At 68.5% G+C, this 24,549-nt stretch carries 25 protein-coding genes; 12 read left to right on the top strand and 13 right to left on the bottom strand.

The annotated features are described in order from the left end of the window. Positions 1-37 precede the first annotated feature (37 nt). On the top strand, positions 38-679 hold the full coding sequence (locus HPA01S_RS08525) for a histidine phosphatase family protein (RefSeq protein WP_066268824.1): 642 nt from the start codon (positions 38-40) through the stop codon (positions 677-679). Beyond that, positions 663-1,844 carry a DSD1 family PLP-dependent enzyme gene (locus HPA01S_RS08520; RefSeq protein WP_066268822.1) on the top strand — a complete coding sequence of 394 codons (1,182 nt, stop codon included), beginning with the start codon at positions 663-665 and terminating at the stop codon, positions 1,842-1,844. Before HPA01S_RS08525 ends, HPA01S_RS08520 begins: the two co-directional genes overlap by 17 nt. A gap of 3 nt (positions 1,845-1,847) precedes the next feature. On the opposite strand, the gene HPA01S_RS08515 is transcribed toward HPA01S_RS08520, so the two are convergent. Both HPA01S_RS08515 and HPA01S_RS08510 read right to left on the bottom strand, forming a co-directional pair. Continuing rightward, a complete protein-coding gene (locus HPA01S_RS08515; protein WP_066268819.1) occupies positions 1,848-3,017 on the bottom strand; it encodes an SPOR domain-containing protein in 1,170 nt (389 codons plus the stop codon). A 114-nt stretch (positions 3,018-3,131) separates the two neighbouring features. Further along, positions 3,132-4,112: a Bug family tripartite tricarboxylate transporter substrate binding protein gene (locus HPA01S_RS08510; protein ID WP_084360559.1), complete on the bottom strand. Its 981-nt coding sequence runs from the start codon at positions 4,110-4,112 to the stop codon at positions 3,132-3,134. A gap of 133 nt (positions 4,113-4,245) precedes the next feature. On the opposite strand from HPA01S_RS08510, the gene HPA01S_RS08505 reads away from it, so the two are divergent. Continuing rightward, positions 4,246-5,127: a LysR family transcriptional regulator gene (locus HPA01S_RS08505; RefSeq protein ID WP_066268813.1), complete on the top strand. Its 882-nt coding sequence runs from the start codon at positions 4,246-4,248 to the stop codon at positions 5,125-5,127. Here the strand turns inward: HPA01S_RS08505 and HPA01S_RS08500 are convergent. The 3 genes from HPA01S_RS08500 to HPA01S_RS08490 are packed head-to-tail and all read right to left on the bottom strand — an operon-like array spanning position 5,117 to position 7,568. Then, a complete protein-coding gene (locus HPA01S_RS08500; protein WP_066268809.1) occupies positions 5,117-5,947 on the bottom strand; it encodes an amidohydrolase family protein in 831 nt (276 codons plus the stop codon). The genes HPA01S_RS08505 and HPA01S_RS08500 overlap by 11 nt on opposite strands. Further along, positions 5,944-6,780, bottom strand: coding sequence for an SDR family NAD(P)-dependent oxidoreductase (locus tag HPA01S_RS08495; protein WP_066268807.1), 837 nt, complete (start codon positions 6,778-6,780; stop codon positions 5,944-5,946). Before HPA01S_RS08495 ends, HPA01S_RS08500 begins: the two co-directional genes overlap by 4 nt. A 26-nt stretch (positions 6,781-6,806) precedes the next feature. Next, on the bottom strand, positions 6,807-7,568 hold the full coding sequence (locus tag HPA01S_RS08490; protein ID WP_218005331.1) for an HpcH/HpaI aldolase family protein: 762 nt from the start codon (positions 7,566-7,568) through the stop codon (positions 6,807-6,809). A 260-nt stretch (positions 7,569-7,828) separates the two neighbouring features. On the opposite strand from HPA01S_RS08490, the gene HPA01S_RS08485 reads away from it, so the two are divergent. After that, positions 7,829-9,598, top strand: a complete 1,770-nt coding sequence (locus HPA01S_RS08485; protein WP_066268803.1) for a lysoplasmalogenase family protein — start codon at positions 7,829-7,831, stop codon at positions 9,596-9,598. Here the strand turns inward: HPA01S_RS08485 and HPA01S_RS08480 are convergent. From HPA01S_RS08480 to ruvA, 5 genes are read right to left on the bottom strand one after another with little or no spacing between them, the layout of a single operon-like run. After that, positions 9,581-9,916 (bottom strand): hypothetical protein, encoded by a 336-nt coding sequence (locus HPA01S_RS08480; RefSeq protein WP_066268798.1) that lies wholly within the window; start codon positions 9,914-9,916, stop codon positions 9,581-9,583. The genes HPA01S_RS08485 and HPA01S_RS08480 overlap by 18 nt on opposite strands. Positions 9,917-9,951: 35 nt before the next feature. Continuing rightward, positions 9,952-11,061: a serine hydrolase domain-containing protein gene (locus HPA01S_RS08475; protein WP_084360558.1), complete on the bottom strand. Its 1,110-nt coding sequence runs from the start codon at positions 11,059-11,061 to the stop codon at positions 9,952-9,954. A gap of 22 nt (positions 11,062-11,083) precedes the next feature. Continuing rightward, on the bottom strand, positions 11,084-12,739 hold the full coding sequence (locus tag HPA01S_RS08470; protein WP_066268794.1) for a rhomboid family intramembrane serine protease: 1,656 nt from the start codon (positions 12,737-12,739) through the stop codon (positions 11,084-11,086). 59 nt (positions 12,740-12,798) lie between these two features. Continuing rightward, positions 12,799-13,851, bottom strand: a complete 1,053-nt coding sequence (gene ruvB / locus HPA01S_RS08465) for a Holliday junction branch migration DNA helicase RuvB (protein WP_066268792.1) — start codon at positions 13,849-13,851, stop codon at positions 12,799-12,801. Further along, entirely contained in the window at positions 13,852-14,433 is a 582-nt protein-coding gene (gene ruvA / locus HPA01S_RS08460; RefSeq protein WP_066268791.1) for a Holliday junction branch migration protein RuvA, read from the bottom strand. It abuts the gene before it with no gap. A 32-nt stretch (positions 14,434-14,465) separates the two neighbouring features. Here ruvA and HPA01S_RS08455 point away from each other — a divergent pair, with 32 nt between their 5' ends. The 3 genes from HPA01S_RS08455 to ybeY are packed head-to-tail and all read left to right on the top strand — an operon-like array spanning position 14,466 to position 16,383. Further along, positions 14,466-15,455: a PhoH family protein gene (locus HPA01S_RS08455; RefSeq protein WP_066268790.1), complete on the top strand. Its 990-nt coding sequence runs from the start codon at positions 14,466-14,468 to the stop codon at positions 15,453-15,455. A 35-nt stretch (positions 15,456-15,490) separates the two neighbouring features. Further along, the gene (locus tag HPA01S_RS22655; protein ID WP_157084934.1) at positions 15,491-15,922 is read left to right on the top strand and encodes an MliC family protein; all 432 of its coding nucleotides are present in this window, start codon (positions 15,491-15,493) and stop codon (positions 15,920-15,922) included. Then, positions 15,922-16,383, top strand: coding sequence for an rRNA maturation RNase YbeY (gene ybeY / locus HPA01S_RS08450; protein WP_174525287.1), 462 nt, complete (start codon positions 15,922-15,924; stop codon positions 16,381-16,383). Before HPA01S_RS22655 ends, ybeY begins: the two co-directional genes overlap by 1 nt. An 83-nt stretch (positions 16,384-16,466) precedes the next feature. On the opposite strand, the gene dtd is transcribed toward ybeY, so the two are convergent. Both dtd and HPA01S_RS08440 read right to left on the bottom strand, forming a co-directional pair. Next, positions 16,467-16,910 carry a D-aminoacyl-tRNA deacylase gene (gene dtd, locus HPA01S_RS08445; RefSeq protein WP_066268789.1) on the bottom strand — a complete coding sequence of 148 codons (444 nt, stop codon included), beginning with the start codon at positions 16,908-16,910 and terminating at the stop codon, positions 16,467-16,469. Further along, on the bottom strand, positions 16,907-17,839 hold the full coding sequence (locus HPA01S_RS08440; RefSeq protein WP_066268787.1) for a cation diffusion facilitator family transporter: 933 nt from the start codon (positions 17,837-17,839) through the stop codon (positions 16,907-16,909). The genes dtd and HPA01S_RS08440 overlap by 4 nt, the downstream gene beginning before the upstream one ends. Before the next feature lie 41 nt (positions 17,840-17,880). Here HPA01S_RS08440 and HPA01S_RS08435 point away from each other — a divergent pair, with 41 nt between their 5' ends. The 4 genes from HPA01S_RS08435 to HPA01S_RS08420 all read left to right on the top strand — a co-directional run bounded on the left by HPA01S_RS08435 (position 17,881) and on the right by HPA01S_RS08420 (position 21,345). Further along, positions 17,881-19,368 (top strand): sensor histidine kinase, encoded by a 1,488-nt coding sequence (locus HPA01S_RS08435; protein WP_066268786.1) that lies wholly within the window; start codon positions 17,881-17,883, stop codon positions 19,366-19,368. Continuing rightward, positions 19,365-20,060: a response regulator transcription factor gene (locus HPA01S_RS08430; protein ID WP_066268784.1), complete on the top strand. Its 696-nt coding sequence runs from the start codon at positions 19,365-19,367 to the stop codon at positions 20,058-20,060. The genes HPA01S_RS08435 and HPA01S_RS08430 overlap by 4 nt, the downstream gene beginning before the upstream one ends. A gap of 107 nt (positions 20,061-20,167) precedes the next feature. Beyond that, positions 20,168-20,662, top strand: a complete 495-nt coding sequence (locus HPA01S_RS08425; protein WP_066268782.1) for a GlcG/HbpS family heme-binding protein — start codon at positions 20,168-20,170, stop codon at positions 20,660-20,662. Continuing rightward, positions 20,659-21,345 carry an ankyrin repeat domain-containing protein gene (locus HPA01S_RS08420; protein WP_066268780.1) on the top strand — a complete coding sequence of 229 codons (687 nt, stop codon included), beginning with the start codon at positions 20,659-20,661 and terminating at the stop codon, positions 21,343-21,345. Before HPA01S_RS08425 ends, HPA01S_RS08420 begins: the two co-directional genes overlap by 4 nt. Before the next feature lie 256 nt (positions 21,346-21,601). Here HPA01S_RS08420 and tyrS read toward each other — a convergent pair whose 3' ends face one another. Then, positions 21,602-22,804, bottom strand: a complete 1,203-nt coding sequence (tyrS, locus tag HPA01S_RS08415; RefSeq protein WP_370670986.1) for a tyrosine--tRNA ligase — start codon at positions 22,802-22,804, stop codon at positions 21,602-21,604. 332 nt (positions 22,805-23,136) lie between these two features. Here tyrS and HPA01S_RS08410 point away from each other — a divergent pair, with 332 nt between their 5' ends. Further along, positions 23,137-24,423 (top strand): M23 family metallopeptidase, encoded by a 1,287-nt coding sequence (locus HPA01S_RS08410; protein ID WP_084360556.1) that lies wholly within the window; start codon positions 23,137-23,139, stop codon positions 24,421-24,423. Positions 24,424-24,549: the final 126 nt, after the last annotated feature.

Raw genomic sequence — 24,549 nt, 5'->3', positions numbered from 1 at the left:
ACAGTGGTGCACCTTCGTCCGTCTTCAAGGATTTCCTTTGCAAGTCACCCGCATCCTGGCCGTGCGCCATGGTGAAACCGCCTGGAACCGCGACACCCGCATCCAGGGCCACACCGACATCGCCCTCAATGAAACCGGCCGCTGGCAGGCCGCCCAGCTGGCGCAGGCCTTGCGCGACGAGCCGATTGCCGCCGTCTACGCCAGCGACCTGGGGCGCGCCTTTGAAACCGCGCAGGCGGTGGCGCGCACCCGGGATCTGCCGGTGACACCGCACCAGGGCCTGCGCGAACGCCATTTCGGCCGCTTTGAAGGACAAACCTGGTCGGAAATCGAGCAGCGCTGGCCCACCGAAGCCCTGGCCTGGCGCAAGCGCATGCCCGATTTCGCGCCCGCCGGCGGCGAATCGCTGGAACAGCTGCAGCGCCGCGTGATCCCGACCGTGCTGGAACTGGCCTCGCGCCACCCCGGCGAGCAGGTGTTGATGGTGGCGCACGGCGGCGTGATGGACATGCTGTACCGCGCCGCCACCCGCCTGGAACTGAACGCACCACGCAGTTGGGAGCTGCCCAACACCGCCGTCAACCGGCTGCTGTGGTCGCCCGAGGGCCTGAGCCTGGTTGGCTGGGCCGACGTCACCCATCTGCAAGCAGGAAACCCACTCGATGAACGCACCGTCTGACACCCCGCAGGCCGTCCGCTGGCAACGCGCGCAGGCGCTGGTCGGCCAGGGCGTGGCCGCCATCGACACGCCGTCGCTGGTGATCGACCTCGACGCCATGGAGCGCAACCTCAACCACATGGCCGCCTACGCGCGCACGCACGGCCTGCGCCTGCGCCCGCACGCCAAGATGCACAAGAGCGCCGAGATCGCCCGCATGCAGATGGCGCGCGGCGCGGTCGGTGTGTGCGTGCAGAAGACCGACGAAGCGCTGGCGCTGGCCGCGGCCGGTGTGAACGACATCTACATCAGCAACGAGGTGATCGCCTTCCCCAAGCTGCAGCGCCTGGCCGAGGCGGTGCGCGACCTGCCCACGCGCTTCGGCATCGCGGTTGACAGCGCGGCCGGCGTGCTGCGCCTGGCCAGCGCGCTGGTGGACGCGCAGGTGAGTGGCGAAGCGCGCATCGACGTGTTCGTGGAAATCGACGTCGGCCAGGGCCGCTGCGGCGTGCCGCCGGGCGAGCCGGCAGTAGACCTGGCGCGCCTGATCGCCGAACACCCGGTGCTGCGTTTCGCCGGCCTGCAGGCCTACCACGGCGGCGCCCAGCACCGGCGCGACCCGGGCGAACGCGCACAGGCCATTGCCGAGGCCGCCTGGGCCGCCGCGCTCACCCGCGAGCGGCTGCAGGCCGCCGGCTTCGAGGTGCCGCTGATCACCGGCGCCGGCACCGGCACCTTTGCACTGGAAACCGCCAGCCACGTCTGGGGCGAACTGCAGGTCGGCTCCTACCTGTTCATGGACGCGGACTACGCGCGCAACGAAAGCGCGCCGCAGGCCCCGGTGTTCGAGCACGCGCTGTTCGTCAAGGCCCAGGTGATCAGCCGCGCCGCGCACCACGCGGTGTGCGACGCCGGCCACAAGAGCCACGCGGTGGACAGTGGCCTGCCCGCGGTGTGGAGCCCGCCCGGCCTGTCGTTTGCCAACGGCGGCGACGAACACGGCTTGCTGCACGCCAGCCCGGCCGGCAGCCCGCTGCCCTCGCTGGGCGACACGGTGTGGCTGGTGCCGGGCCACTGCGACCCGACGGTGAACCTGCACGACTACCTGGTGGGTGTGCGCGGCGGGCTGGTGACGGGTGAGATCGAGCGCCTGATCCGCATCGACGCGCGCGGCGCCGTCGGTTAAGGCCTAACCGCCACCGGGCGCAAAGATCTGCGCCTCCAGCCCCATGGCGCGAATGCGCTCGGCCGCCTGCTCGGCCTGCGCGCGGCTGGCCAGCGGACCCACCCGCACCCGCGTGAGCGGCGTGCCCTTGGCCGATTCGGTGCTTTGCAGGATGGCGGGCAAACCGGCTTCCACCAGGCGCGCCTGCGCCTTTTCGGCATTGGCGCGCTCGGCGAACAGCCCGACGTTGATGCCATGCGCCTGCGGCAGATCGTCCGCCGGTGCGGCGCTTGGTGCTGCAGACCGGGGGGGGGCGGCCACGGGTTTGGAGGTGGCTGGCGGTGGCGTCTGCTTGGGTGCAGCCATGGCAGGGGTGGCAGGGGTGGCAGGGGTGGCAGACACGGCCACCGCCGGTACCTCGGGTGCAGGTGCAGGTGCAGCGCTCTCCGGCTCGGTCTGCGACGGAGCCACGCTGGCCAGGTTGACCTCGACCTCCCTCGCAGGTTCGGCCACGGGCGATTCGGCTGCCACGGCGGGTTCTGTTTCAACGGCGTGGTCTGGCACGGCCACGAACGCAGCCGGCGTCGCCTCGGGCGCGGACTGCTGTGTCGGCGGCATCACCATCGCGTCACCCCCCCGCGTGCCCGGTGCGCCGGGCCGCAGCCACAACACCGCCGCCAGCACGGCCAGCGCCAGCAGGCCGTTGAGTGCCGCCAGGCCCCACAGACGGCGCCGCGTGCTGGCCTGTGTTTCCAGCATGGCGCAAGCCTCGCGCACCGTGCGGGCCTCGCGCACCGCGCGCGTGATGCGCCGGCGCGTGTCCGCGTGCAGCAAGGCCGGGCCCCACACGCCCGGCACCGCGATGCTCAACAACAGCAACGCGCCAAAGGCGCCCCACTGCACACCCGGCGGCCACTGCGGCCACAGCCACCAATCGCGCAACGGGCCCAGCACCAGCAACAGCACACCACCGGCGCAGGCCAGGTAAACCAGCGCCGCGCCCCAGAGCTGGCGGAACAGCATCCAGTTCAGGGTGAGCAGCCCGGCGGCCCAGTTCCACACCGGGCTGGCGCGCCCGGCGGCGTCGAAGCGCTCGAACGCGGGCAGGTGCTGCGCCGTGTTCACCGGGCCAAGGGCGGCGCGGTACAGCGCGGTGGTGGCACTCTCCGGGGCAATCGGTGGGGTGACAGGCATGGGCGCGATTCTGGCATGGCGATGCGGGTTGATGCCACTGCGAAAACCAGCACTTGCGCCCATCCGCCCGGGCCGCCCGCGCCACCACCCGGGCGCGCCTTCATGCCCGAGGGCTCATTCGGCTTTGAGGGAGATGTTGGTTTCCTTGACCATCGTCGCCCACTTCTTCGACTCGTCGATCAGGTACTGGCGATAGCCCTCGGGTGAGATGGGCGGCGGCACGGTCACCGAGAGCTCGGCAAAGCGCTTCTGCACCGGCGCGCTGGCGGTGACGGCGGCCAGGTCGGTGTTGATCGTTTTCAGGATCTCGGCCGGCGTACCGGCCGGTGCCACCAGGCCAAACCAGAGCGGCAGCGCCACCTTGATGCCATCTTCCTGCAGGGTCTTGACCCCAGGCAGGGCGGGATTGCGCTCGGCCGACGTGACCGCGATCGCCTTGAGCTTGCCTGACTGCACATGCGGCAGGGCCGAACCCGCCACCATCATGGCCACGGACACGCGGCCGGCCAGCAACTCGGGAATGAACTGCGCCTCGCCACGGAACGGCACGTGCAACAGGTCGGCACCGAGCGATACGTTGACGTATTCCATGCCGATGTGCGGCACGGCGCCGGCACCGGCGGTGGCGTAGCTCATCTTGCCCGGATTGGCCTTGGCGTAGGCGGCCATGCCACGCAGGTCGGTATAGGGCTCGTTCGCGCCAGCCACCACGATCATGCCGGACGAGGACACTGGTCCGATGGCGGCGTAGGCCGTCGCCGGGTCGTAGGCCTTGCCGTGCATGAGGGGGTTCATGGCCACCGGCCCGGTGGCCGTCTGCATCAGCGTATGGCCGTCGGGCGCAGCATGCATCAGGGCCTGCGTGGCCACCAGACCGTTGGCGCCGGACCGGTTCTCCACCACCACGGGCTGGCTCCACTTCGCCTGCAGCCCGTCGGCGACCAGGCGGGCGTAGATGTCTGCGGCGCCACCAGCCGGCGCATGCACGATCAGCTTGACGGGTCGTGTGGGCCACTTGCCCTGGGCGGACGCTCCGGTCAGGGTCAAGGCCCCGAGAACGAGCGCACCGAGGGCGAACATGGGTCGGAAAAGCATGGTTTTTGTCTCCTGTTGGAACGGCGGTCACCGGGTCTCGGGTCGCTCTGGAGAAAACTATACGAAGCCCCAACCATAAAGAAAAGCCAAATAATTTTTCAAAGCATTCATTAAAAATTGATAATCGGCAGCCATGCACTTTTCCTTCAAGCAACTGCGCGTCTTTGCAACGGTGGCGCACACCTCGAGCTTCGTCGAGGCGGCCCAGGTGCTGCACGTGACCAGCGCGGCTTTGAGCGTGACCATCAAGTCGCTGGAGGAAGCCACCGGCTTCCCGGTGTTCGAGCGCACCACGCGCTCGGTGCGCCTCACGCCCCAGGGCGCCACCATGCTGCCGCTGGTCGAGCAGCTGCTGGCCGAACACCAGCAACTGCACGAGGCGGTTCGCCACATCGCACAGAACAAGTCAGGCGTCGTGCGTGTGGGAGCGAGCCAGTTGCTCAGCTGCTCCATCCTGCCGCCGGCCATCACCGATTTCCAGGCGCAATGGCCCGACATCGACGTCACCCTGGTGCCCGCGCCTTACGACAACGTGCAGGAGATGCTGCAGCGCAAAGTCGTGGACATCGGCATCGGCCCGGAGCGCATCTGCGAGCCGGGCATGTCGTCCGACCTGTTGTTCTCGTCCGGGCTGTCCCTGGTGTGTTCGACACGCCACCGCCTGGCCAGGTCAAAGTCCGTTCGCTGGTCTTCGTTGAAGGACGAGCAGGTGCTGTTGGCCGATCGTCGGGCGGCCACGCTGCTGGCGCGCGACTCCCGTCACGTTGTGGATTTCGAGAACGCGCGCGAGGTGGGGCATTTCTCCACGGCGCTGGCCATGACCTCGGAGAACGAGGGCGTCATGTTTGCACCCGAATTCACCACGCCCCTGCTCAGGCCCTACGACCTGGTGATGATGCCCATGACCACGCCGCGGGTGAAGCGCCAGTTCATGATCTTCCGCAACGAGCGCGCCGGCCTGAGCGCAGCGGCGCGCCTGCTCACCGAGTTTTTTGCGCAGCGTTTCAGGTCGTGAAGCCAAACAGGCGGGCCGCGTTGTCGTGCATCACCTTGCGGCGGTCCGAGGCATCGGGCAGCAGCTCCTCCGCCAGCGCGAGCACCGTGCCGTAGTCGATGCGTGAGGCCGCGCGCAAGAAAGGCCAGTCCGAACCCCAGATGCAGGCGTCGGGAGAAAACGCCTCCAGCAAACGCCGGGCATAGGCTTGGGCATCGGCGTGCGGATACGCCTGCTCAGAGAACTTGGCCTGGCCCGAGAGCTTGATCACCGCCCGGCGACTGCGGCCCAGTTCGAGCAGGGCCTGAAAGCCGGGCTGGTCCAGCCCCGTGCCGGGCACCGGCCGGCCGCAGTGGTCCACCAGCACACGCACGCCCGAGCCCTGCAGCAACGGCATCAGGCCGGGCAGTTGATCACCATGCACCTGGATCTGCAGGAACATGTCGAGCGCCTCCAAAGTGCGCACCAGCGGCGCGCAATCCTTGTAGTGCTCGACGCCGTTGAGGCTGGCATTGAACGCCACCCCGACCACGCCCTGCTGCCGCAGCGCCTCGAGCGCATCGCGCGACATGTCGTTGGGCACCACGGCAATGCCCTTGTAGCGGCCCTCGCTGTGCGCGATGGCGTCCAGCATGCAACGGTTGTCCACGCCGTAGCCCGAGTTGGGCCCCACCAGCAGCGCGCGTTCGACGCCGTACGTGCGGTATACGCTGGCCAGATAAGGCGCGGTGCCGATCTCACTGCCCGAGGGCGCATAGGCCGTGCCGGGCGCGTAGGGAAAACGCACGGGGTCGAACACGTGCGCGTGGCAATCGATCTTGGGCTCGGTGAACAGGCTCATGTGGGTTCCTGAGAGGGGCGGCGTGTGCCGGGCGTGATGCCGCTTCGGCCTCCGTCGACGGGCAGCACAACCCCATTGATGTACGAGGACGTCTCGGACGCCAGAAAGCAGACCGCGGCGGCCAGTTCGTCGGGGTAGGCGGGCCGCCCCATCGGTGTCTGCGCCACCAGCGGTGCAAACCGCGCGTGCGGCGCTGCGTCGCGCTCCACCATCATGGCGCGCGCCACGCAGTTGACACGGATGCCATGCACGGCGAACTCGTCCGCCATCACGTGGGTGAGGGGCACCAGACCGCCTTTGGCCGCCGAATACGCCGGGATCTGGGGGTTGCCCAGACTCCCGTCGATCGAGCCGATGTGCACGATGCTTGCACCACCCTCTGTAGCCCCCGCGCGCTTGAGCAAAGGCAGAAAGGCCTGCGTGGCATGCACCGGACCCAGCAGGTTGACCGTGACCGCTCGCAGCCACTCGGCTGGCGACGAGCCTTCCACCGTGCCCATCACCGACTCGAAATGGCTGTTGATCAGCGCGTGCACCGGCCCCAGCGCCTCCCCCGCGCGCGCCACGGCAGCGGCCAGTGCGGATGCATCACAGGGGTCGGCCATCAGCACATCGACCCGGCCTCCCGGTGCACGGATTTCTGCCACCAGCGCCTCCAGCGCGGGCACGTCATCGTCCACCAGCCAGACATGGGCGCCAGCCTGCGCGAATGCACGCGCGCACACCGCGCCCACATGCAGGTTGCGTGCGCCGCCGGCCACACCAAACGCGCCGCCACCCTGGTTCGAGATCGAGACGACGACGACCGTCCGGTTGTCAAAGCGATGCTGCATGCCGTTCCTACAGATTCCAGAAAAGATCAGGCCCCGGCACGCAGCCCCTCGCGGAACGCCGCCACCGAGTTCTTGGCGGCTTGCGTCAGCATGAAGATGTCGCCGCCCACCGAGACGAAGCGGAAGCCCTGCTCGACGCGCTTGAGCGCTGCCTGCGGCCCCGAGCAGAGGATACCCGCCACCTTGCCGGCGGCCCGCGTGCGCTCACAGATGGAGGCGATCGCGTCGCGAACCTCGGCGTGGTCCGACTCGCTCACCGGCGGGCAGCCAAAGGCGATCGCCAGGTCGTTCGGTCCGATGAAGATGCCGTCCAGCCCTTCAACCTCCAGGATTTCATCCAGCGCGTCAAAACCGGCGCGCGTCTCCACCATCGCGAGTTTCACGATCTCGTCGTTGGCCTTGGGGAAATAGTCTGGCCCGCCATAGATCTGCCCCCGCACCGGGGCATAGGAGCGCACGCCGTGCGGATAGTAGCGGCAGGCGCTGACGAAGGCCTGAGCCTCTTTCGCGCTGTTGATCATGGGACAGATGACGCTGTACGCGCCGGCATCGAGCACGCGGCCGATGTGCGTGGGGTCGTTGGCAGCCAGGCGCGCCATCGGCATGGCGGGGGTGGACGACAGCGCCTGGAACATGTGCAGCATCTGCTCGAAACTGATCATGCCGTGCTGCAAATCCAGCGTGACGACGTCATAACCCTGGTGTCCCAACACCTCGGCCGTAAATGGCGAGGGGATGGACAGCCAGCCGCTCACCACCACGCCATCACGTGCCCAAATGGATTTCATGGAATTGGCCCGCATTCAAGTCTCCTGTGTCTGTGCAGTTGACCGGTGTCAACCTGGGCGCAAATGTAGGGGTTGCCGTCAGAAAAAATAAGCTAAACAAATTTCTCTTCTATTAGAAAAAATTTGACAGTGACCACCATCGGCCAGGACCCGACAGCCGACAGCCGACCGGCAAAGGTCTAGGGGTTGATGCCAGCCTTCCCATCGCTTGGTTCGGCCCACAATGCGCGCATGCGCCGCAGCCCCCTCCCCTGCCTCCCGTGAGCCCGAGCCAGATCATCGTGCTGGCCGCGCCGGTGTTCTTCGTGCTGATCGCGCTCGAATACACCATCGGCCGGCGGCGCCAGCGCAATACCTACCGGCTCGACGACGCCATCACCAGCATCGGCCTGGGCATGCTGAGCCAGATCAGTGCGGTGTTCACGCGGCTGCTGCGCGTGGGCCTGTACACCGCCGTGTACTCGGCGGTGGCGATCTGGCCCGACCACCCGTTCTGGACCAGCTGGGCCGGCTGGCTCGTCGCGCTGGTGTTCTACGACTTCTGCTACTACTGGCTGCACCGCACCGGGCATGAGAGCGCCGTGTTCTGGGCCGCGCACGTGGTGCACCACCAGAGCCAGGACTACAACCTCTCCACCGCGCTGCGCCAGACCAGTTCGGGTGCACTGCTCGGCTGGGTGTTCTACCTGCCCATGGCCGTGGCCGGTGTGCCGCCGCTGGTGTTCGGCGTGGTCGCGCTGATCGACCTGCTCTACCAGTTCTGGGTGCACACCGAACAGGTGGGCAAGCTCGGTTGGTTCGACCGCTGGTTCTGCAGCCCTTCCAACCACCGCGTGCACCACGCGGTGAACGACCGTTACCTGGACCGCAACTACGGCGGCATCCTGATCGTCTGGGACCGGCTGTTCGGCAGCTTCCAGGAAGAAGACGAAAAGTGCGTCTACGGCACGCGCAAGCCGCTGCAGAGCTGGGACCCGCTGTGGGCCAACGGCGAGGTGTACTGGGGCCTGTTGAAAGATGCGTGGCACACGCGACGCTGGGCCGACAAGCTGCGCGTGTGGCTCAAGCCCCCGGGCTGGCGGCCGGCCGACGTGGCGGAGCGCTTCCCTTCACCGGCCTTCAACATCCACACCGTGCAGGCCTACGCACCACCGATGACGCGCACGATGCAGGTGTTTGCCGGCCTGCAGTTCCTGCTGATGCTGGCCGGCGTGGCGGCGTTCCTGTGGGTCGCCGACGGTTGGCCACTGGCGCGCAGCGCGGTGGTGTTCACAGTGCTGCTGGTGGCGCTGTGGAGCATCGGCGCTGTGATGCAGGGCCGCATCTCGATTGGCGAGGCGTTGATGATCGAAAGCGGCGCGCTGTCCATGGCCAGCGCTGCACTGGGCGCGATCGAGCTGCACCGCGTCTTCAAACCGCTGACCATGCTGATCGCCCTGGCCGTGGTGGTTGCGCATGCGCGGAACCGGGGCGGACTGCGGCGCGCCCACTGGCTGCTGCTGGGCGCGCTGGTGGCCTCGCTCGCGGGTGATGCCTTCCTGATGTTCCCGGGCTTCTTCATCCCGGGCCTGGCGTCTTTCCTCATCGCCCACCTGGCCTACATCGCCCTGTTCCGACAAGACGCGCCCTGGTTCGCCAACCGGCGCGTGCTCGCGGCCACCGTGGGCATGGGCGTGGTGATGTACGCCTTTCTCTGGCTAGGTGGCCTGCCGGCGGCACTGCGCGGGCCGGTGGCGGCCTATGTGCTGGTGATCGCGCTGATGGCCGCGCAGGCCATGGGCCGCGCGCTGCACTTGCGCAACCACGCGGCGGTGGCGGTGGCCATCAGCACCGTCTTCTTCATGTTGAGCGATGCGCTGCTGGCCACGAACCGCTTCGTGTCGCCGCTGCCGATGTCGCAGGTGTGGGTGCTCGGCACTTACTACGCGGCGCAGGTGCTGATCGTGGTCGGGATGCTGCGCGGCCTGGCGGGCATCGGCGCCGTGCCTGAAGCGCCCAGCTCGGTCACGAACTCAGCGGCGGGGCGGTGACGCGGGCTTGAGCCCGTAGTAGAAGACCCAGGCCACGCCGATGTACACCAGCGGATAGGCCGCCATGTAGGCCAGCAGCGTCCAGTAGGCAGACAGGCGATCCTCCGCCACCAGCAGGGCCCGAGCCAGCGCAACGCCCAGCGCCAGGGTGCAGACCAACAACACCAGGTAGGCCGCGATGGTGGCGGCGTGCAGGAGGCGGTTCCTTGCGCCGGGCAGTTGCAACTCGCCCGACCACAGCCGGCGCGGAACCTGGTACAGCCGATAGAGGGCGAGGCCAAAGACCAGCGGAATGATGAGCGCGGGTAAAACGAACACGGGATGCCTGGCGGGACGCGCCTGTCTCGTGGCCGTCAGGCCACCCAGGAGAAACGAAAGGCGTTGTGCTCCCCCGGCAGGACACGCTGCGCGATGGACGCCGCCAGCGGCATGCCTGCATCGCTGTTGGTGAACACCACGAAGCCGTCTCGCGATGAGGCAGATGCCATCGCAAACGCGCGAAACCCGGGGTTGTTGCCCCATTGCCAGAGACAGGGCCCGCCCTCTGTCCGCTCGATCCCCCAGCCGAGACCCCACTGCAGGCCAAGCGGTCCGTCCACGTCAATCGGCTTGCTCAGGGTCAGCGACAGGAGCGGCTCGTTGGCCAGCAGCGCCGACATGAAGCGTGCATAGTCGGCCGCCGTGGTGAGCATCGAGGCGGCCGCCAATGCGCTGGGGAAGCGCACCCGCTGCCGAAAGCCCAACGCCGAGAAGCCGTGCACGGCGCGGGCTTCAAGATCGTCGCGCCACACCAGGCTCGAATCGGCCATGCCCAGCGGCTGGAACACCTGCTGCTCGACATGGGCCGCCAGGTCCATCTGGCCGATGGACTCGATCACGCTCTGCAGCAGAACGAAGCCCTCGCCGGAGTAGCCCCAGCGTTGGCCAGGGTCAAACTCAAAAGCGAGGGGCTTGCCGGACCAGTTCGGAAAGCCGGCGCTGTGGTTGAGCAACTGGGCCACCGAGACACGCCGGAGCACGCTGCCGGGCACCTGATCGTGTGCGTCGCCGGGGCCCCGCTTCAACGGGCTCTGAAAGTGCTTGTAGCCATTGGGAAGGTATCGGGACACCGGCGCGTCGAGATCGAGCTGGCCGGCGAGTGCCAGGCGCAGCGCCGCATAAGCCACCACGGGTTTGGTCAGGGACGCGGCCTGGAAGACGGCGTCTGCCTGCGCCGTGGCATCGGCGCAGCCGGAGACAAGCACCGGGCTGCCCGGTATGCCCGCGCGCAAGACGACATACGCGGCGGAGCAGACCTTCAAGTCCGTGGCCAGAACCTCGGGCGGCTTGTCGCGCAGCAGGGTGATGTCGCTGGCGCAGGACGCCACGAACGGCAGGCCGGCACCTGCCAGCAAAAGCTTTCTTCGGTCGATGGACATGAGGGTGCTGAAAGTTCGGACTGGAGAAATCACAAGGCTCGGCATCGACAATCGGGCGCGCCAGGCTTTACTCCCGATCCCCCTCCGCGCGCAGCCGCGCCCTGATCGGATCGAGCCGCGCCGCCAGTTCGTTCAGCCGCGCACGCGTTTGTGCGGACGGCGCGGTGCTGCGGTACTGAGCCACCTCCAGCGTCATGATCTCCAGCATGGTGGCGTGGAACTCGGCGAGGTCGGTGAGCATGGGTGTGAACTGGCGGCTGTCCAGGGCCTTGAAGGCAGCGTCCACCTCGGTGTAGGCCGGAATGTGGCGCTGCTCCAGCGCCTCGATGAAGCCGTCTTCGCTCAGGCGCCTGGCCCTTTGTGCGTCGACGTCGGCCTGCAGCGCTTTCTCTGCCGCCTGCAACTGCGGCAACACACCGTCCAGCGCGCTCTGCGTGGCGAAGAGCTCGCCGTGGTCTGCACCCGGCCGCGCCGTCGTCACCAGTCCGCCGACCACCAGCAGCACCGCCAGCACGGACACGGCCTGGCGCCCCAGCCGCCGCGCCGCGCCGGCCTGCTCGTCGATCTGCTCGACCAGCAGCCAGGCCATCAAGGCGCCGGCCAGCAGGCCACCCACGTGGGCGGCGTTGTCGATGCCCGAGCGCGCAAATCCCTGCGCCAGCATGAGCGCCACGAACACGCCCTGGCTGGTCATCAGCTGTGTCGCCATCGCCTTGGGCACGCTGGCACGGTGCTGGTACACGCCCACCAGCAGCGCACCCAGCACGCCGAACACCGCGCCCGAGGCGCCCACCGACACCGCCTGCTGCGACGAAAAATGCAGGCTGAGCGCGCTGCCCGCCAGGCCCGCGCCGAGGTAGATGAGCAGGAACTGGCCATTGCCATACCAACGGCAGACGCGCCGGCCGGCGTCCCACAGCGCGAACATGTTCAGCCCCAGGTGCAACACGCCGCCGTGCAACACGGTGGCCGTGAACAGCCGCCAGTACTCGCCGTCGCGCACCACGGCGGTGGTGGAGTTCGCGCCCCAGGCAAACAGCTCGGCCGGGGTCGGCTTCATCGGGCTCATGCCGTCCAGCAGGTTGAACAGCCACACCGCAACGTTGACGGCGATCACCAGGTACACCGCCCAGGGCACCGGCGTGAGGCTGCGCAGCCGCGCCTCAAAAGCCTCGTGCGCCTGCAGCGCTTCCATGCGCCCATTCAGCACCGTCTGCGCCTGGTGCGAGGCATGCTGGCGAAACGCTTGCAGCGCCGCCTGCGCCGCGATGGCGCGCTCGCTGCGGCGCAACGGGCCGAGCACGATGGCGCGCTTGAGACCGCGGTGGAACAGGCTCGCCGTGGCGGCCCGCGACACGGCGCCTTCGTGCAACACGATCTGCAGCTGGTCCAGGTTCTGCACCTGCAGGTGCTGCAGATCGTCCATGTCGCTCCAGGGAATGGTCTGGCCCTTGAGCAGGAAACCCCCGATGCCGTCGGCGCCAACGCTGAGGATGGGGTGCGCGCTGAGGAAGGGCTTGAGCAGCAGCCAGGCCATCAGGCCCAGAAACACGCCCAGGGCGGCGAACATCCAGCCGCCACGCGAGCCGGCCGCGACCGCGCCCACCACACAGCCCGCCGCCAGCAAGGCCATGAACGCCGCCAGCCAGACCGTGCTGCTGGTCCACGACGCTCGAAATACCTGCTGGCCATCGCCCGTTGCCAGCCGCATGCGCTCATCCATGTCGCCCCTCCCCTGAACGGTTTTCCAACGGCTTTCAACCGCTTGCTGTTTGGGTGTGGTCAGTCGGCAAACAGCTCGTTCGGCGACGCCGGTGGCGCCACGCCGAGGTGCCGGTACGCCGCCAGCGTGGCGATGCGCCCGCGCGGCGTGCGCTGCAGAAAACCTTGCTGGATCAGATAGGGCTCGATCACGTCCTCGATCGTGTCGCGCTCTTCACCGATGCTGGCGGCGATGTTGTCCAGTCCCACCGGGCCACCGTCGAAGCGGTGGATCACGGCCTCCAGCAGCTTGCGGTCCATCAGGTCGAAGCCCTGCGGATCCACGTCGAGCATGGCGAGCGCGCGGTTGGCAATGTCCTGCGTGATGGTGCCGCTGCCCTTCACCTCCGCGTAGTCGCGCACGCGGCGCAGCAGGCGGTTGGCAATGCGGGGCGTGCCGCGCGAACGGCGCGCGATCTCGAAGCCGCCGTCGTCGTCCATCGGCGCGTTCAGCAGGCCGGCGCTGCGCTTGACGATGCGCGCCAGCTCTTCCGAGGTGTAGAACTCCAGCCGCGCCACGATGCCGAAACGGTCGCGCAGCGGGTTGGTGAGCATGCCGGCGCGCGTGGTGGCGCCGACCAGGGTGAAGGGCTGCAGATCGAGCTTGATGCTGCGCGCCGCGGGTCCCTCGCCGATCATGATGTCGATCTGGTAGTCCTCCAGCGCGGGGTAGAGGATTTCTTCGACGACCGGGCTGAGCCGGTGGATCTCGTCGATGAACAGCACGTCATTGGCTTCGAGGTTGGTCAGCAGCGCCGCCAGGTCCTTCGGCTTCTCCAGCACCGGCCCGCTGGTCTGGCGCAGGTTCACGCCGAGTTCCTGCGCAATGATGTGGCTCAGCGTGGTCTTGCCCAGGCCGGGCGGGCCGAACAGCAGCACGTGATCGAGCGCCTCGTGGCGCTTCTTCGCCGCGCCGATGAAGATTTCCAGTTGCTCGCGCACCTTGGCCTGGCCCACGTACTCGTCGAGCAACTTGGGCCGCAGCGCACGCTCGATCGCCTCTTCTTTCGGCGACGCCGGGGCCGCGGACACCACGCGCGGCGCGGGGGCGAAATCGTCGGTCTGGATGCTCATTTATTTCGCCAGTGCTTTCAGCGCGAGCTTGATGCCTTCGCTCACACCCACGTCCTTCGGCAGCGCCTTCAGCGCCGCGGCGGCGTCCTTCTCGCTGTAGCCCAGGGCCATCAGCGCCTGCTGGATATCGCTCTGCACATCGCTCTGCGCCGGGCCGGCGCCGGGGGCGAGGTTCAGGTCGGCGCCGAGCTTGCCCTTGAGTTCGAGCAACAGGCGTTCGGCGGTCTTCTTGCCGATGCCGGGCACCTTGACGATACGCCCGCTCTCCTGCGCACTCACCGCCTGCGCCAGGTCGGCCACGCTCATGCCCGAGAGCACCGAGAGTGCGGTGCGCGGGCCGACGCCGCTGATCTTGATCAGCTGGCGAAAAGCCTCACGTTCGGACGCGGTGCCGAAGCCATAGAGGATCTGCGCGTCCTCGCGCACCACGAAGTGCGTGAGCAGCGCCACCTTCTCGCCCGTGGCGGGCAGGTTGTAGAAGGTGCTCATGGGCACGTCCACCTCATAACCCACGCCGTGGCAGTCCATCAGGATCTGGGGCGGGTTTTTCTCCAGCAGGGTACCGGTCAACTTGCCTATCATCGGGAAATTCCTTGGTTCACTGGATTATCGGTTTGATTCTCAGACACACCTTCTCCCCGCCCGACAACACGCGCATGGCGCACCTCTGCGGTCCCATGGACAGCCACATCCGCAGCATCGAGGCGGCGCTGCAGGTCAAGGTGGCGCACCGGTTCGAGCAGTTCCGCATCGAAGGCCCCAAGGCCCGGGCCAACCAGGCGCTCGAAACCCTGCAGGCACTCTACGAGATGGCGAAGAAGCCGATTCCGCCCGAGCAGGTGCAGCTCATGCTCAGCGGCGACACCGCCCTGGCCGAACCCGGCGACGGCGCGCTGGCGATGCAGACGCGGCGCGGCGAGGTGCGCGGGCGCACGCCCAACCAGGCGCGTTACCTGGAAAACATGGCCACGCACGACATCACCTTCGGTATCGGCCCGGCCGGCACCGGCAAGACCTACCTGGCGGTGGCCTGCGCGGTGGACGCGCTGGAGCGCAGTGCGGTGCAGCGCATCGTGCTCACGCGCCCGGCGGTGGAGGCGGGCGAGAAGCTCGGTTTCCTGCCCGGCGACCTGGGCCAGAAGGTAGACCCCTACCTGCGCCCGCTGTACGACGCACTCTACGACCTGATGGGCGCCGACAAGGTGGCGAAAGCCTTCGAGCGCCAGCAGATCGAGATCGCGCCGCTGGCCTTCATGCGCGGGCGCACGCTCAACCACGCCTTCGTCATCCTGGACGAGGCGCAGAACACCACGGTGGAGCAGATGAAGATGTTCCTCACCCGCATCGGCTTCGGCGCCAAAGCCGTGGTGACGGGCGACGTGAGCCAGATCGACCTGCCGCGCACCCAGCTCAGCGGCCTGATCGACGCCGAGCGCGTGTTGAAGCGCGTGCAGGGCATCGCCTTCAACCGCCTCACCAGCGCCGACGTGGTGCGCCACCCGCTGGTGGCGCGCATCGTGGACGCCTACGACGCACGCACGCCGCGCGCCGACCACGAAGAGCCCGCCGCGCCGGCCAAGCGCGCGCGCCGCAAAGCCGTTTGAGACCCCGTTTGAGACCCCGTTTGAATTTCCGCACCATGTTTTCAGCAGCTTCCTTCCTGCGTGGCCTGGGCACCCTGTGCCTGGCCACCCTCGCGCTGGGCACCGCCCAGGCCCAGACCAGCCCCACCGACAAACCGGCTGCCGAGGCCGCTGCGGTGCAGCAACCCTCGCTGGTGTTCAGCAGCCAGGCCGTGCGTTACCGCTGCGACGGCGGTGCCGAAACCGAACTGGCCTACCTGAACCTGAGCAACGGCACCGCCTTCGCTGCCCTGCACCACGGCGGCCGCACCCTGATGCTGCAGGGCCGGCGCGCCACCACCGGCGTGCGCTTCGTCGCGCTCGATCCGCAGCACCACCTGCGCTGGTACACCCAGGGCATGAAGGGCGAACTCAGCACGCTCGACGCCAACGGCCAGGAACAGGTTCTGATGTCCAACTGCTTCGCCCAACCGGCGAACCCACGCTGATGGCCGCGCCCCTGCCCACGCTCAGCCTGTCGCTGCAATTCGGCGCGCTGGCCGACGCTGCCACCCACCGCGCCGCGCTGCCGCGCCACTGGGTGACACGCTGCATCCGCCATGCGCTCGACGGCGACGCCGAAATCACCGTGCGCATCGTCGATGCCGAAGAAGGCCAGGCGCTCAACCGCGACTACCGCCAGCGCGACTACGCCACCAACGTGCTGACCTTCGACTACGCCATCGAACCCGTGGTGATGGCCGACCTCGTGCTGTGCGCGCCCGTGGTGGCGCGCGAAGCCGCCGAGCTGAAGAAACCGCTGACCGAGCACTACGCCCACCTGCTGGTGCACGGCACCCTGCACGCGCAGGGCTGGGACCACGAGACCGGCGAAGAAGACGCGGAAGAGATGGAAGCGCGCGAAACCGAAATCCTGGCCGGGCTCGGCCAGCCCGATCCGTACAAGTAGATCCCCCCGCCCCCCAGGGGGCGCGCGCGACGGCCCGGCCAGGCCGGTTCCGTGCGAGCACTGGACCGTGGCGACCTGCGGTGTCAGCCCGTGATGCGCAACGGAATCGTCACCGGCCCGTCGTTGACCAGGTGCACCTGCATGTCGGCGCCGAAGCGGCCGGTGGCCACCTCGGGGTGGGCCGCGCGTGCCGCCTTCACGAATGCGTCGTAGAGCGCCTCGCCCTGCGCCGGCGGTGCCGCGCCGGTGAAGCCCGGGCGGTTGCCGCTGCGGGTGTCGGCCGCCAGGGTGAACTGGCTCACGATCAGCAGGCCGCCGCCGATGTCCTGCACGCTGCGGTTCATCTTGCCGGCCTCGTCGCCAAAGATGCGCAGCTTGAGCACCTTGGCCAGCAGCTTCTCGCCCACCGCCTCGGTGTCTTCGGGTTCGGCGCACACCAGCACCAGCAGGCCGGGGCCGATGGCCCCCACGGTCTGGCCGGCGATGTCCACACGGGCCTGGCTCACACGTTGCAGCAGCGAAATCATGTTGTTGGATCGTCCTGGTTCAGAGAAAGGGTTTCCACGTCGCTCGGCAGCAGCTGGATGCTGGCGCGCAGCCCCGGCACGGCGGCCATCAGCGCGCGCTCGACCTCGCCGCGCACCGCCGCCGCGCGGCCCAGCGTCCAGCCGGCGGGCACGTGCATGTGCAGGTCCACGAAGCGGCGCTGCGCCGCGCGGCGCGTGCTCAGGTGGTCGAAGCGGATGACGGTGGTGTCGCCCTGCCTGAGGGCAAAACCGGCCAGCGTGTCGTCGATGACCGCCTGCACCTCGGGCTCCACCGCCTCGTCCATCAGGCCCTGCGACGAGCGCCACACCAGCTTGCCGCCCTCCTTCAGGATGTTGAGCGCCACCAGCAGGGCCACCACCGGGTCGAGCCAGAGCCAGCCGGTGAGCGCCACCAGCACGATGCCGATCACCACGCCACCCGAGGTCCAGACATCGGACAGCAGATGTTTGGCGTCGGCCTCCAGCGCAATCGAGCGGTGTTGTTTCGAGGCCTGCAGCAGCGCCCAGGCCAGCAGGCCGTTGAGCAGCGAGCTCAGCAGCGACAGCGCCAGGCCCCAGCCCACCTGCTCGATCGGCTGCGGCGCCAGCAGGCGGCTGCTCGCGGCCCAGACGATGCCGAGGGCGGCAGCGATGATGAGCACGCCCTCGAAGCCGGACGAAAAATACTCCGCCTTGTGGTGGCCATAGGGGTGGTCTTCGTCGGCCGGGCGCGCCGCGATGGTCACCATCACCAGGCCGAACACCGCGCTGGCCAGGTTCACCAGCGACTCCATCGCATCGGACAACAGGCCCACCGAACCCGTCATCGCCCAGGCCGCGGTCTTCAGCACGATGGTGAGCAGCGCCACGCCGATCGACACCATCAGCAACTGGCGCGGCGTGAGGCGGCGAAGGGCGGCAAAGCTCATGCCGCCATTGTGCCGGCGGACGGCGTGCCAGAATCCGGCGCATGCGACAGTCATGGCAAGGCTTGAAATGGTGGGTGCTCGGCGGGCTGGTGCTGTCCCTGGCCGGCGCCGGCTTGCTGGCGCGCCAGTCGCTCGACACCCAGCGCGCGCTGTTCGAAACCGACGCGCGCATCGTGCACCGGCTGCTGAGCCAGCAGGTGGTGCAGCACGACGCCATGCTGGCCACGCTGGCCCTGCTGCAGCCCGCCGCCGAGAGCAGCGTCGGCGCATCCTTCCCCGAACAACGCCTGCCGGTGCTGTACTCGCAGATCCTGAGCGTGCAACGGCGCGAACCCGAGCAGCGCTGGCAAGACCCGCGGCTGACCCAGGCCGAAACCCGCTCGCGCCAGACCCGCCGCGCGGCGCTCGGCGCGCTCGACCTGGCCGCCGGGCGCTACCAGCTGGTGCTGGCCGCCAACCCCACCAGCTACGCACTCACCATCGACGTGCACGCCATGGTGCCCTGGTCCGAATGGCCGATGCAGCCCGACAGCAGCCCGGTGCGCGTGACGCTGGAGCACGATGGCCAGCGCTACGTGGTCCAGCCCGGCCGCGCCGGGGACGAGCAGGCCACGCGCGGCTGGCGCTTCCAGGCCCACAAGGCGCTGGCCGCCGAGAGCCAGCCGTTCGACGTCGCCGCCAGCCTCACGGTGGGCTGGGCCCAGCTGCCCTGGGGCGGCATGCTGGCCTGGGTGCTGGCGGTCGGTGCCGTGCTGGCTGCACTGCGCCACCTGCAGGCCCAGCGCAGCGCACGCCGCCGCGCCGAAGAGCTGCTGCGCCTGGGCCAGGTGGCGCGCCTGAACACCTTGGGTGAGCTCGCGGCCGGCATGGCGCACGAGCTGAACCAGCCGCTCACCGCCGTCATCGCCAACGCGCAGGCCGCGCAGCGGCTGCTCAACGACGACCCGCCCGACCTGTCCACCGCTCGCAATGCCATGCTGCAGGCCGCCGCCCAGGGACGCCGCGCCGCCGAGGTGGTGGGCCGCCTGCGCCAGGCGGTGGAACACCCCGACCGCAACGGCCAGCACCAGCCGGTGGCGTCGGTGGAAGCGGTGCGGCGCGCGCTCTACCTGCTGGAACCCGAATGCCAGCGGCGCAACGTGGAGCCGGAGCTGGACGCCGCACACGCGGTGACGGTGCAGGCCGACCCGGTGGCGCTGGACCAGATCGTGCACAACCTGATCCTCAACGCGCTGCAGGCGCTGGAACAGCGGCCCGCGGGCGAGCGCCGCCTCACCCTCACCGTGCGGGCCCAGGGTGGCAACGGCGAGATCAGCGTGGCCGACAACGGCCCCGGCATCCCGCCCGAAGTGCTGCCGCGCCTGTTCGAGCCCTTCTTCTCCACCCGCGACGGCGGCCTGGGCCTGGGCCTGAGCCTGTGCGAAACCCTGGCCCAGGGCATGGGCGGCGCGCTGAGCGCGGCCAACGCGCCGCACGGTGGCGCGGTGTTCAGGCTGCAGCTGCCGCTGGCCGAAGGAGGCCTGCCATGAACACCCCCGATAGCACGACGGCCAGCCCCGGCGACACCTTGTCGCCCACGGTGCACCTGATCGACGACGACCAGGCGGTGCGCGACAGCCTGGCCCTGCTGATCGGCACCGTCGGCCTGCGCGTCATGCCCTGGAGCGACCCGCAGGCCTTTCTGCGCGACTTCGACCGCGACGCCATCGGCGCCATCGTGCTCGACGTGCGCATGCCCGGCATCAGCGGCCTGAGCGTGCTCGACACCCTGGTGGCGCAAGGCGTGGACCAGCCGGTGATCATGCTCACCGGCCACGGCACGGTGGACATGTGCCGCCGCGCCTTCAAGGCCGGTGCGGCCGAGTTCCTGGAAAAACCGGTGAACGACGAGGCCTTGCTCGAAGCCCTGCAGCACGCGGTGCGCCAGCACGTACGCTCGCGCCAGCACCACGAAGCCGACCGCGCGGCGCGCGAGCGTTACGCGCAACTCTCCGAACGCGAGCGCGAGGTGCTGGGCCTGATCGTCGAAGGCCTGACCAACAAGGAGATCGGCCGCGCGCTCGGCCTGTCGCCGCGCACGGTCGAGACCCACCGCGCGAACCTGTTCGGCAAGCTGCAGGCGCCGTCGCTGGCGCAGTTGATCCGGCACTACGCCGCGCTGGTGGACGCCGACGATGCGGCCGGCAGCGGAGGCGTTGGCGGTGGCAGTTCGGCTGCGTAGTTCTACGGAGGGCCGCGCGTAGCCGCCCGAATGGCCGCGGCGGGCGCCATTTTTTACAGTTCTCCCACGGTTGATCGAACCGCTTCACACCACCGGAGAACACCACCATGCAAGCCTTCACCAAAGCCTCCATCCTGGCCCTGACCCTGAGCGCCGCCTCCCTGGCCGGCGCCCAAAGCGTGCGCACGGAAAAGAACATGTCGCTCGACCTCGCCAACCGCATCGCCAGCGCCACCGTGGCGGCCTGCAGCGCGGCCGGCCACAACGTGGCGGTGACCGTGGTCGACCGCGCCGGTGGCGTGCGTGCGGTGCAACGCGCCGACAACGCCGGCCCGCACACCCTGGAAGCCAGCCGCCTGAAGGCCTACACCTCGGCCTCGGCCAAGAACACCACGCTGGCCATGATGGAAGCCGCGCAAAAGAACCCGGCGGCCGCCAACCTGGTGAACATCCCCGGTTACCTGCTGCTCGGCGGCGGCGTGCCGGTGAAGGTGGGCAATGAGGTGATCGGCGCGGTCGGTGTCGGTGGCGCCCCCGGCGGCCACCTGGACGAACAGTGCGCCGTGGCCGCACTCGACACGGTCAAGGAGCTGCTGAAATGAAACGCCGCACCCTGATCACCGCCCTGCTGGCCGCGGTGGCCTCGGTGCCGGCCTGGGCACAGGTGGGCCCAAGCGCGGGCGAGGCCGCTGCCTACAGCGGCCTGCATGCCGCCGCGCACAGCGGCGACAGCGCGAAGATCACCCGCCTGGCCGCCGCCGGCGCGGCGCTCAACGCCACCGACGCAAACGGTCGCACGCCGCTGCACGTGGCCACGTTCGCGCGCCAGCGCGAGGCGGTGCGGGCCCTGGTGAAAGCCGGTGCCGACATCAACCGGCTGGAGAACGACCGCTACGACGCGGTGACGATTGCATCCGTGGCGGACGATGAAGAGACGCTGCGCGTGCTGTTGCAACTGGGCGCCAGCGCGAAGCAAACCACCAGCCGTTACGACGGCACGGCACTGATCGCCGCCGCCCACCTCGGCCACGACGGCGTGGTGCGGCAGCTGATCGCCGCCGGTGCGCCGCTGGACCACGTGAACAACCTGCACTGGACAGCCGCCATCGAAGCGGTGGTGCTGGGCGACGGTGGTGCACGCCATCAGGCCACGCTCAAGGCGCTGATCGATGCGGGGGCGAATCTGCAACTGACCGACCGCGGCGGGCAGACCCCGCTGGCGCTGGCAAAGTCGCGCGGGTATTCGGCGATGGTGGCGATGCTGGAGAAGGCCGGGGCGCGTTGAGCTCTTAGGCCCTTGGGCCTGTTGGCCGGCAGACATTTCACGCCTGCGGGTCTTCGTGGCCCGAGCGCCAGCGGCGACGGGCTCCGCGACTGCCCCCCGGGGTCGGCTGCGGTGGCACACCCACCATCGCCTGGCCCGGGGCGACCGGGCGCTCTGCGCAGCGGAGTCAAGGAGGAGAACCGGCTCAGCCGGTTCGGGGGACATCCGCGGAGCGGAGCGGTGCGCGCGGGCCCGCGAAGTCACACCCCCAAAAACTTCAGCTCACCGTCACGCGCGCAAACTTGCGCTTGCCCACCTGCACCACGAAAGTTCCGGCTGGCAGCTTCAGGCCCTTGTCGCTGATCACCGTGCCATCGACGCGCACACCACCGCCGTCGATCAAACGGTTGGCCTCGCTGCTCGACGGCGCCAGGCCAGCCGACTTCAGCAGTTGCGCAATGCCCAGCGGCGCACCCGAGAGCGCCACCTCGGGGATCTCGTCCGGCACACCACCCTTACTGCGGTTGATGAAGTCCTGCTCCGCCGCATCGGCTGCTGCCGCGCTGTGGAAACGCGTGGTGAGCTCCTTGGCCAGCGCCACCTTCGCGTCCTTCGGGTTCGCCCCCTGGGCAATCGCCTGCTTGAGCGCCTCGATGTGCGCCAGCGACTGGAACGACACCAGCGTGTACCAGCGCCACATCAGCGTGTCCGAAATGCTCAGCACCTTGGCGAACATCGAGTTCGCGTCTTCCGTGATGCCGATGTAGTTGTTCTTGCTCTTGGACATCTTCTCCACGCCGTCCAGCCCTTCGAGCAACGGCATGGTCAGGATGCACTGCGGCTCCTGGCCGTACTCGGCCTGCAGGTGGCGGCCCATCAGCAGGTTGAACTTCTGGTCGGTGCCGCCCAGCTCCAGGTCGCTCTTGAGCGCCACCGAGTCGTAGCCCTGCAGCAGCGGGTACAGGAACTCGTGCACGCTGATCGAGGTGCCGGCGGTGAAGCGCTGGTGGAAATCGTTGCGCTCCATCATGCGCGCCACGGTGTACTTGGCGGCCAGCTGGATCATGCCCATCGAGCCCAGCGGCAGGCACCACTCGCTGTTGTAGCGGATCTCGGTGCGTGCCGGGTCCAGCACCAGGCTGGCCTGCTTGTAGTAGGTCTCGGCGTTGGCCTTGATCTGCTCCGAGGTCAGTGGCGGGCGCGTGCTGTTGCGGCCCGAGGGGTCACCGATCAAGGTGGTGAAGTCGCCGATCAGGAAAATCACCTGGTGTCCCAGATCCTGCAGCTGGCGCATCTTGTTGAGCACCACCGTGTGGCCGATGTGGATGTCGGGCGCCGTCGGGTCCAGCCCCAACTTGATGCGCAGCGGCTGGCCGGTGGTTTCCGCTTGTGACAATTTTTTGACCCAGTCGGCCTGGGGAATCAATTCTTCGCAGCCCCGCAGGGTCACGTTCAGCGCCTCTCTCACACCGTCTGTCATGGGGGGTGAATTTTGAGAACTTTCAGTTTCGTTTTTGGCGGTGGTCATCGGGGTTCTTCGGGTGCTGTGGACGTTGGCGCTGGCTATACTGCCAAACGCTGTTGACGGATTTTAGTTGGCGCATTTTTTGCACGATAACAACACTGTTCGTCGCCGCCCGGGCGCTTGAGTGAACTTGTTCCGCCTCAACCGCTCTTTTTTTGTGTGCGTTGCCCCGCTGCCCGGCGCAACCCTTTCTGGAAACACCGATTTTGATCCGCCCGTCACTCTCCACGCTGGCTCAACTTTTTGAAGCCGCGACCCAAAGCCTTGCCCGTCACCCCCGCCGCATCATGGGCGGCGTTGGTGTGCTGCTGCTGGGCACCGGCGTCACCGCCTTCGGCATCGCGCCGCTGGCCCCCGACGCCGCCGACCTGCCCGTGCGCCAGGTCGTCGAAGCCCTCGCCGCCCCGACACAGCAAGACATCCACAGCCTGCTGGCCACGCAACCGATCAGCCCCATGGTGCTGTTCCGCAGCGACACGACCCGCCGCGACGACACCGCCCAGAGCCTGCTGCAGCGCCTGGGCGTGTCCGATACGCAAGCCCAGGCCTTCCTGCGCAACGACCCGGTGGCGCGCCAGCTGCTGGCCGCCGGCCGCGCCGGCCGCACGGTGCACGCAGAAGCCAGCGACCAGCAAGAGCTGCTGCGTTTGACCGCGCGCTGGCTGTCCAGCGACGAACGCGGCTTCACCCGCCTGGTGGTGGAAAAGTCCGAACAGGGCGAGCTGACCTCGCGCCTGGAGCAAGGCACGCTCACCGCCACCTCGCGGCTGGCCAGTGGCGTGATCCGCAGTTCCCTGTTCGCCGCCACCGATGCCGCCGGCATCCCCGACCCGGTGGCGATCCAGCTGGCCGAAATGTTCTCCAGCGACATCGACTTCCGCCGCGACCTGCGCCAGGGTGACCGCTTCAGCGTGGTCTACGAAAGCCTGGAAGCCGACGGCGAAAGCCTGCGTACCGGCCGTGTGCTGAGCGCCGAGTTCGCCAACGACGGCCGCGAACGCGAAGCCGTGTGGTTCGAAGAGCCCGGCCACAAGGGCGGCTACTACGGCTTCGACGGCCAGAGCTCGCGCCGTTACTACCTGGCTTCGCCGCTGGAGTTCTCGCGCGTCAGCAGCGGCTACGGCATGCGCTTCCACCCCATCACCGGCGGCCGCAAGGCCCACATGGGCGTGGACTACGCAGCCCCCACCGGCACCCCGGTGCGCACCATTGGTGATGGCGTGGTCGAGTTCGCCGGTGTGCAGCGTGGTTACGGCAACGTCATCTACATCCGCCACCGCAACAACCAGACCACCGTCTACGCCCACCTGAGCCGCATCGGCGTCACCAAGGGCCAACGCGTGGGCCAGGGCGACTTCATCGGCGCGGTCGGCACCACCGGCGCCTCAACCGGCCCGCACCTGCACCTGGAATTCCGCGACAACGGCGTGCACGTGGACCCGCTGGCCATTGCGCGCCAGAGCGAATCCGTGCCGGTGGCACCCGCTTTCCGTGCGCGTTTCGACGCCGTCGCCAAGCTGCAGCGCATGCAGCTCGACGCAGCCGCCAGCATCCAGCAGGCCAGCGCCGAATAAGCGGCATCGCCTGCTTTCCATCCATGAAAAAGGGCGCCTGGTAGGCGCCCTTTTTTTGTGTCACGGAGGCAGCGCATGGCCGCCCCCGTTGATTGGGCGACCCGCCGAAGCGGGCCGCTGGCTGTG

This window comes from Hydrogenophaga palleronii NBRC 102513 (assembly GCF_001571225.1).
Lineage (GTDB): Bacteria > Pseudomonadota > Gammaproteobacteria > Burkholderiales > Burkholderiaceae_C > Hydrogenophaga > Hydrogenophaga palleronii.
The sequence above is the reverse complement of the archived record's forward strand: the minus strand, read 5'-3'. Positions and strand labels throughout refer to the sequence as shown.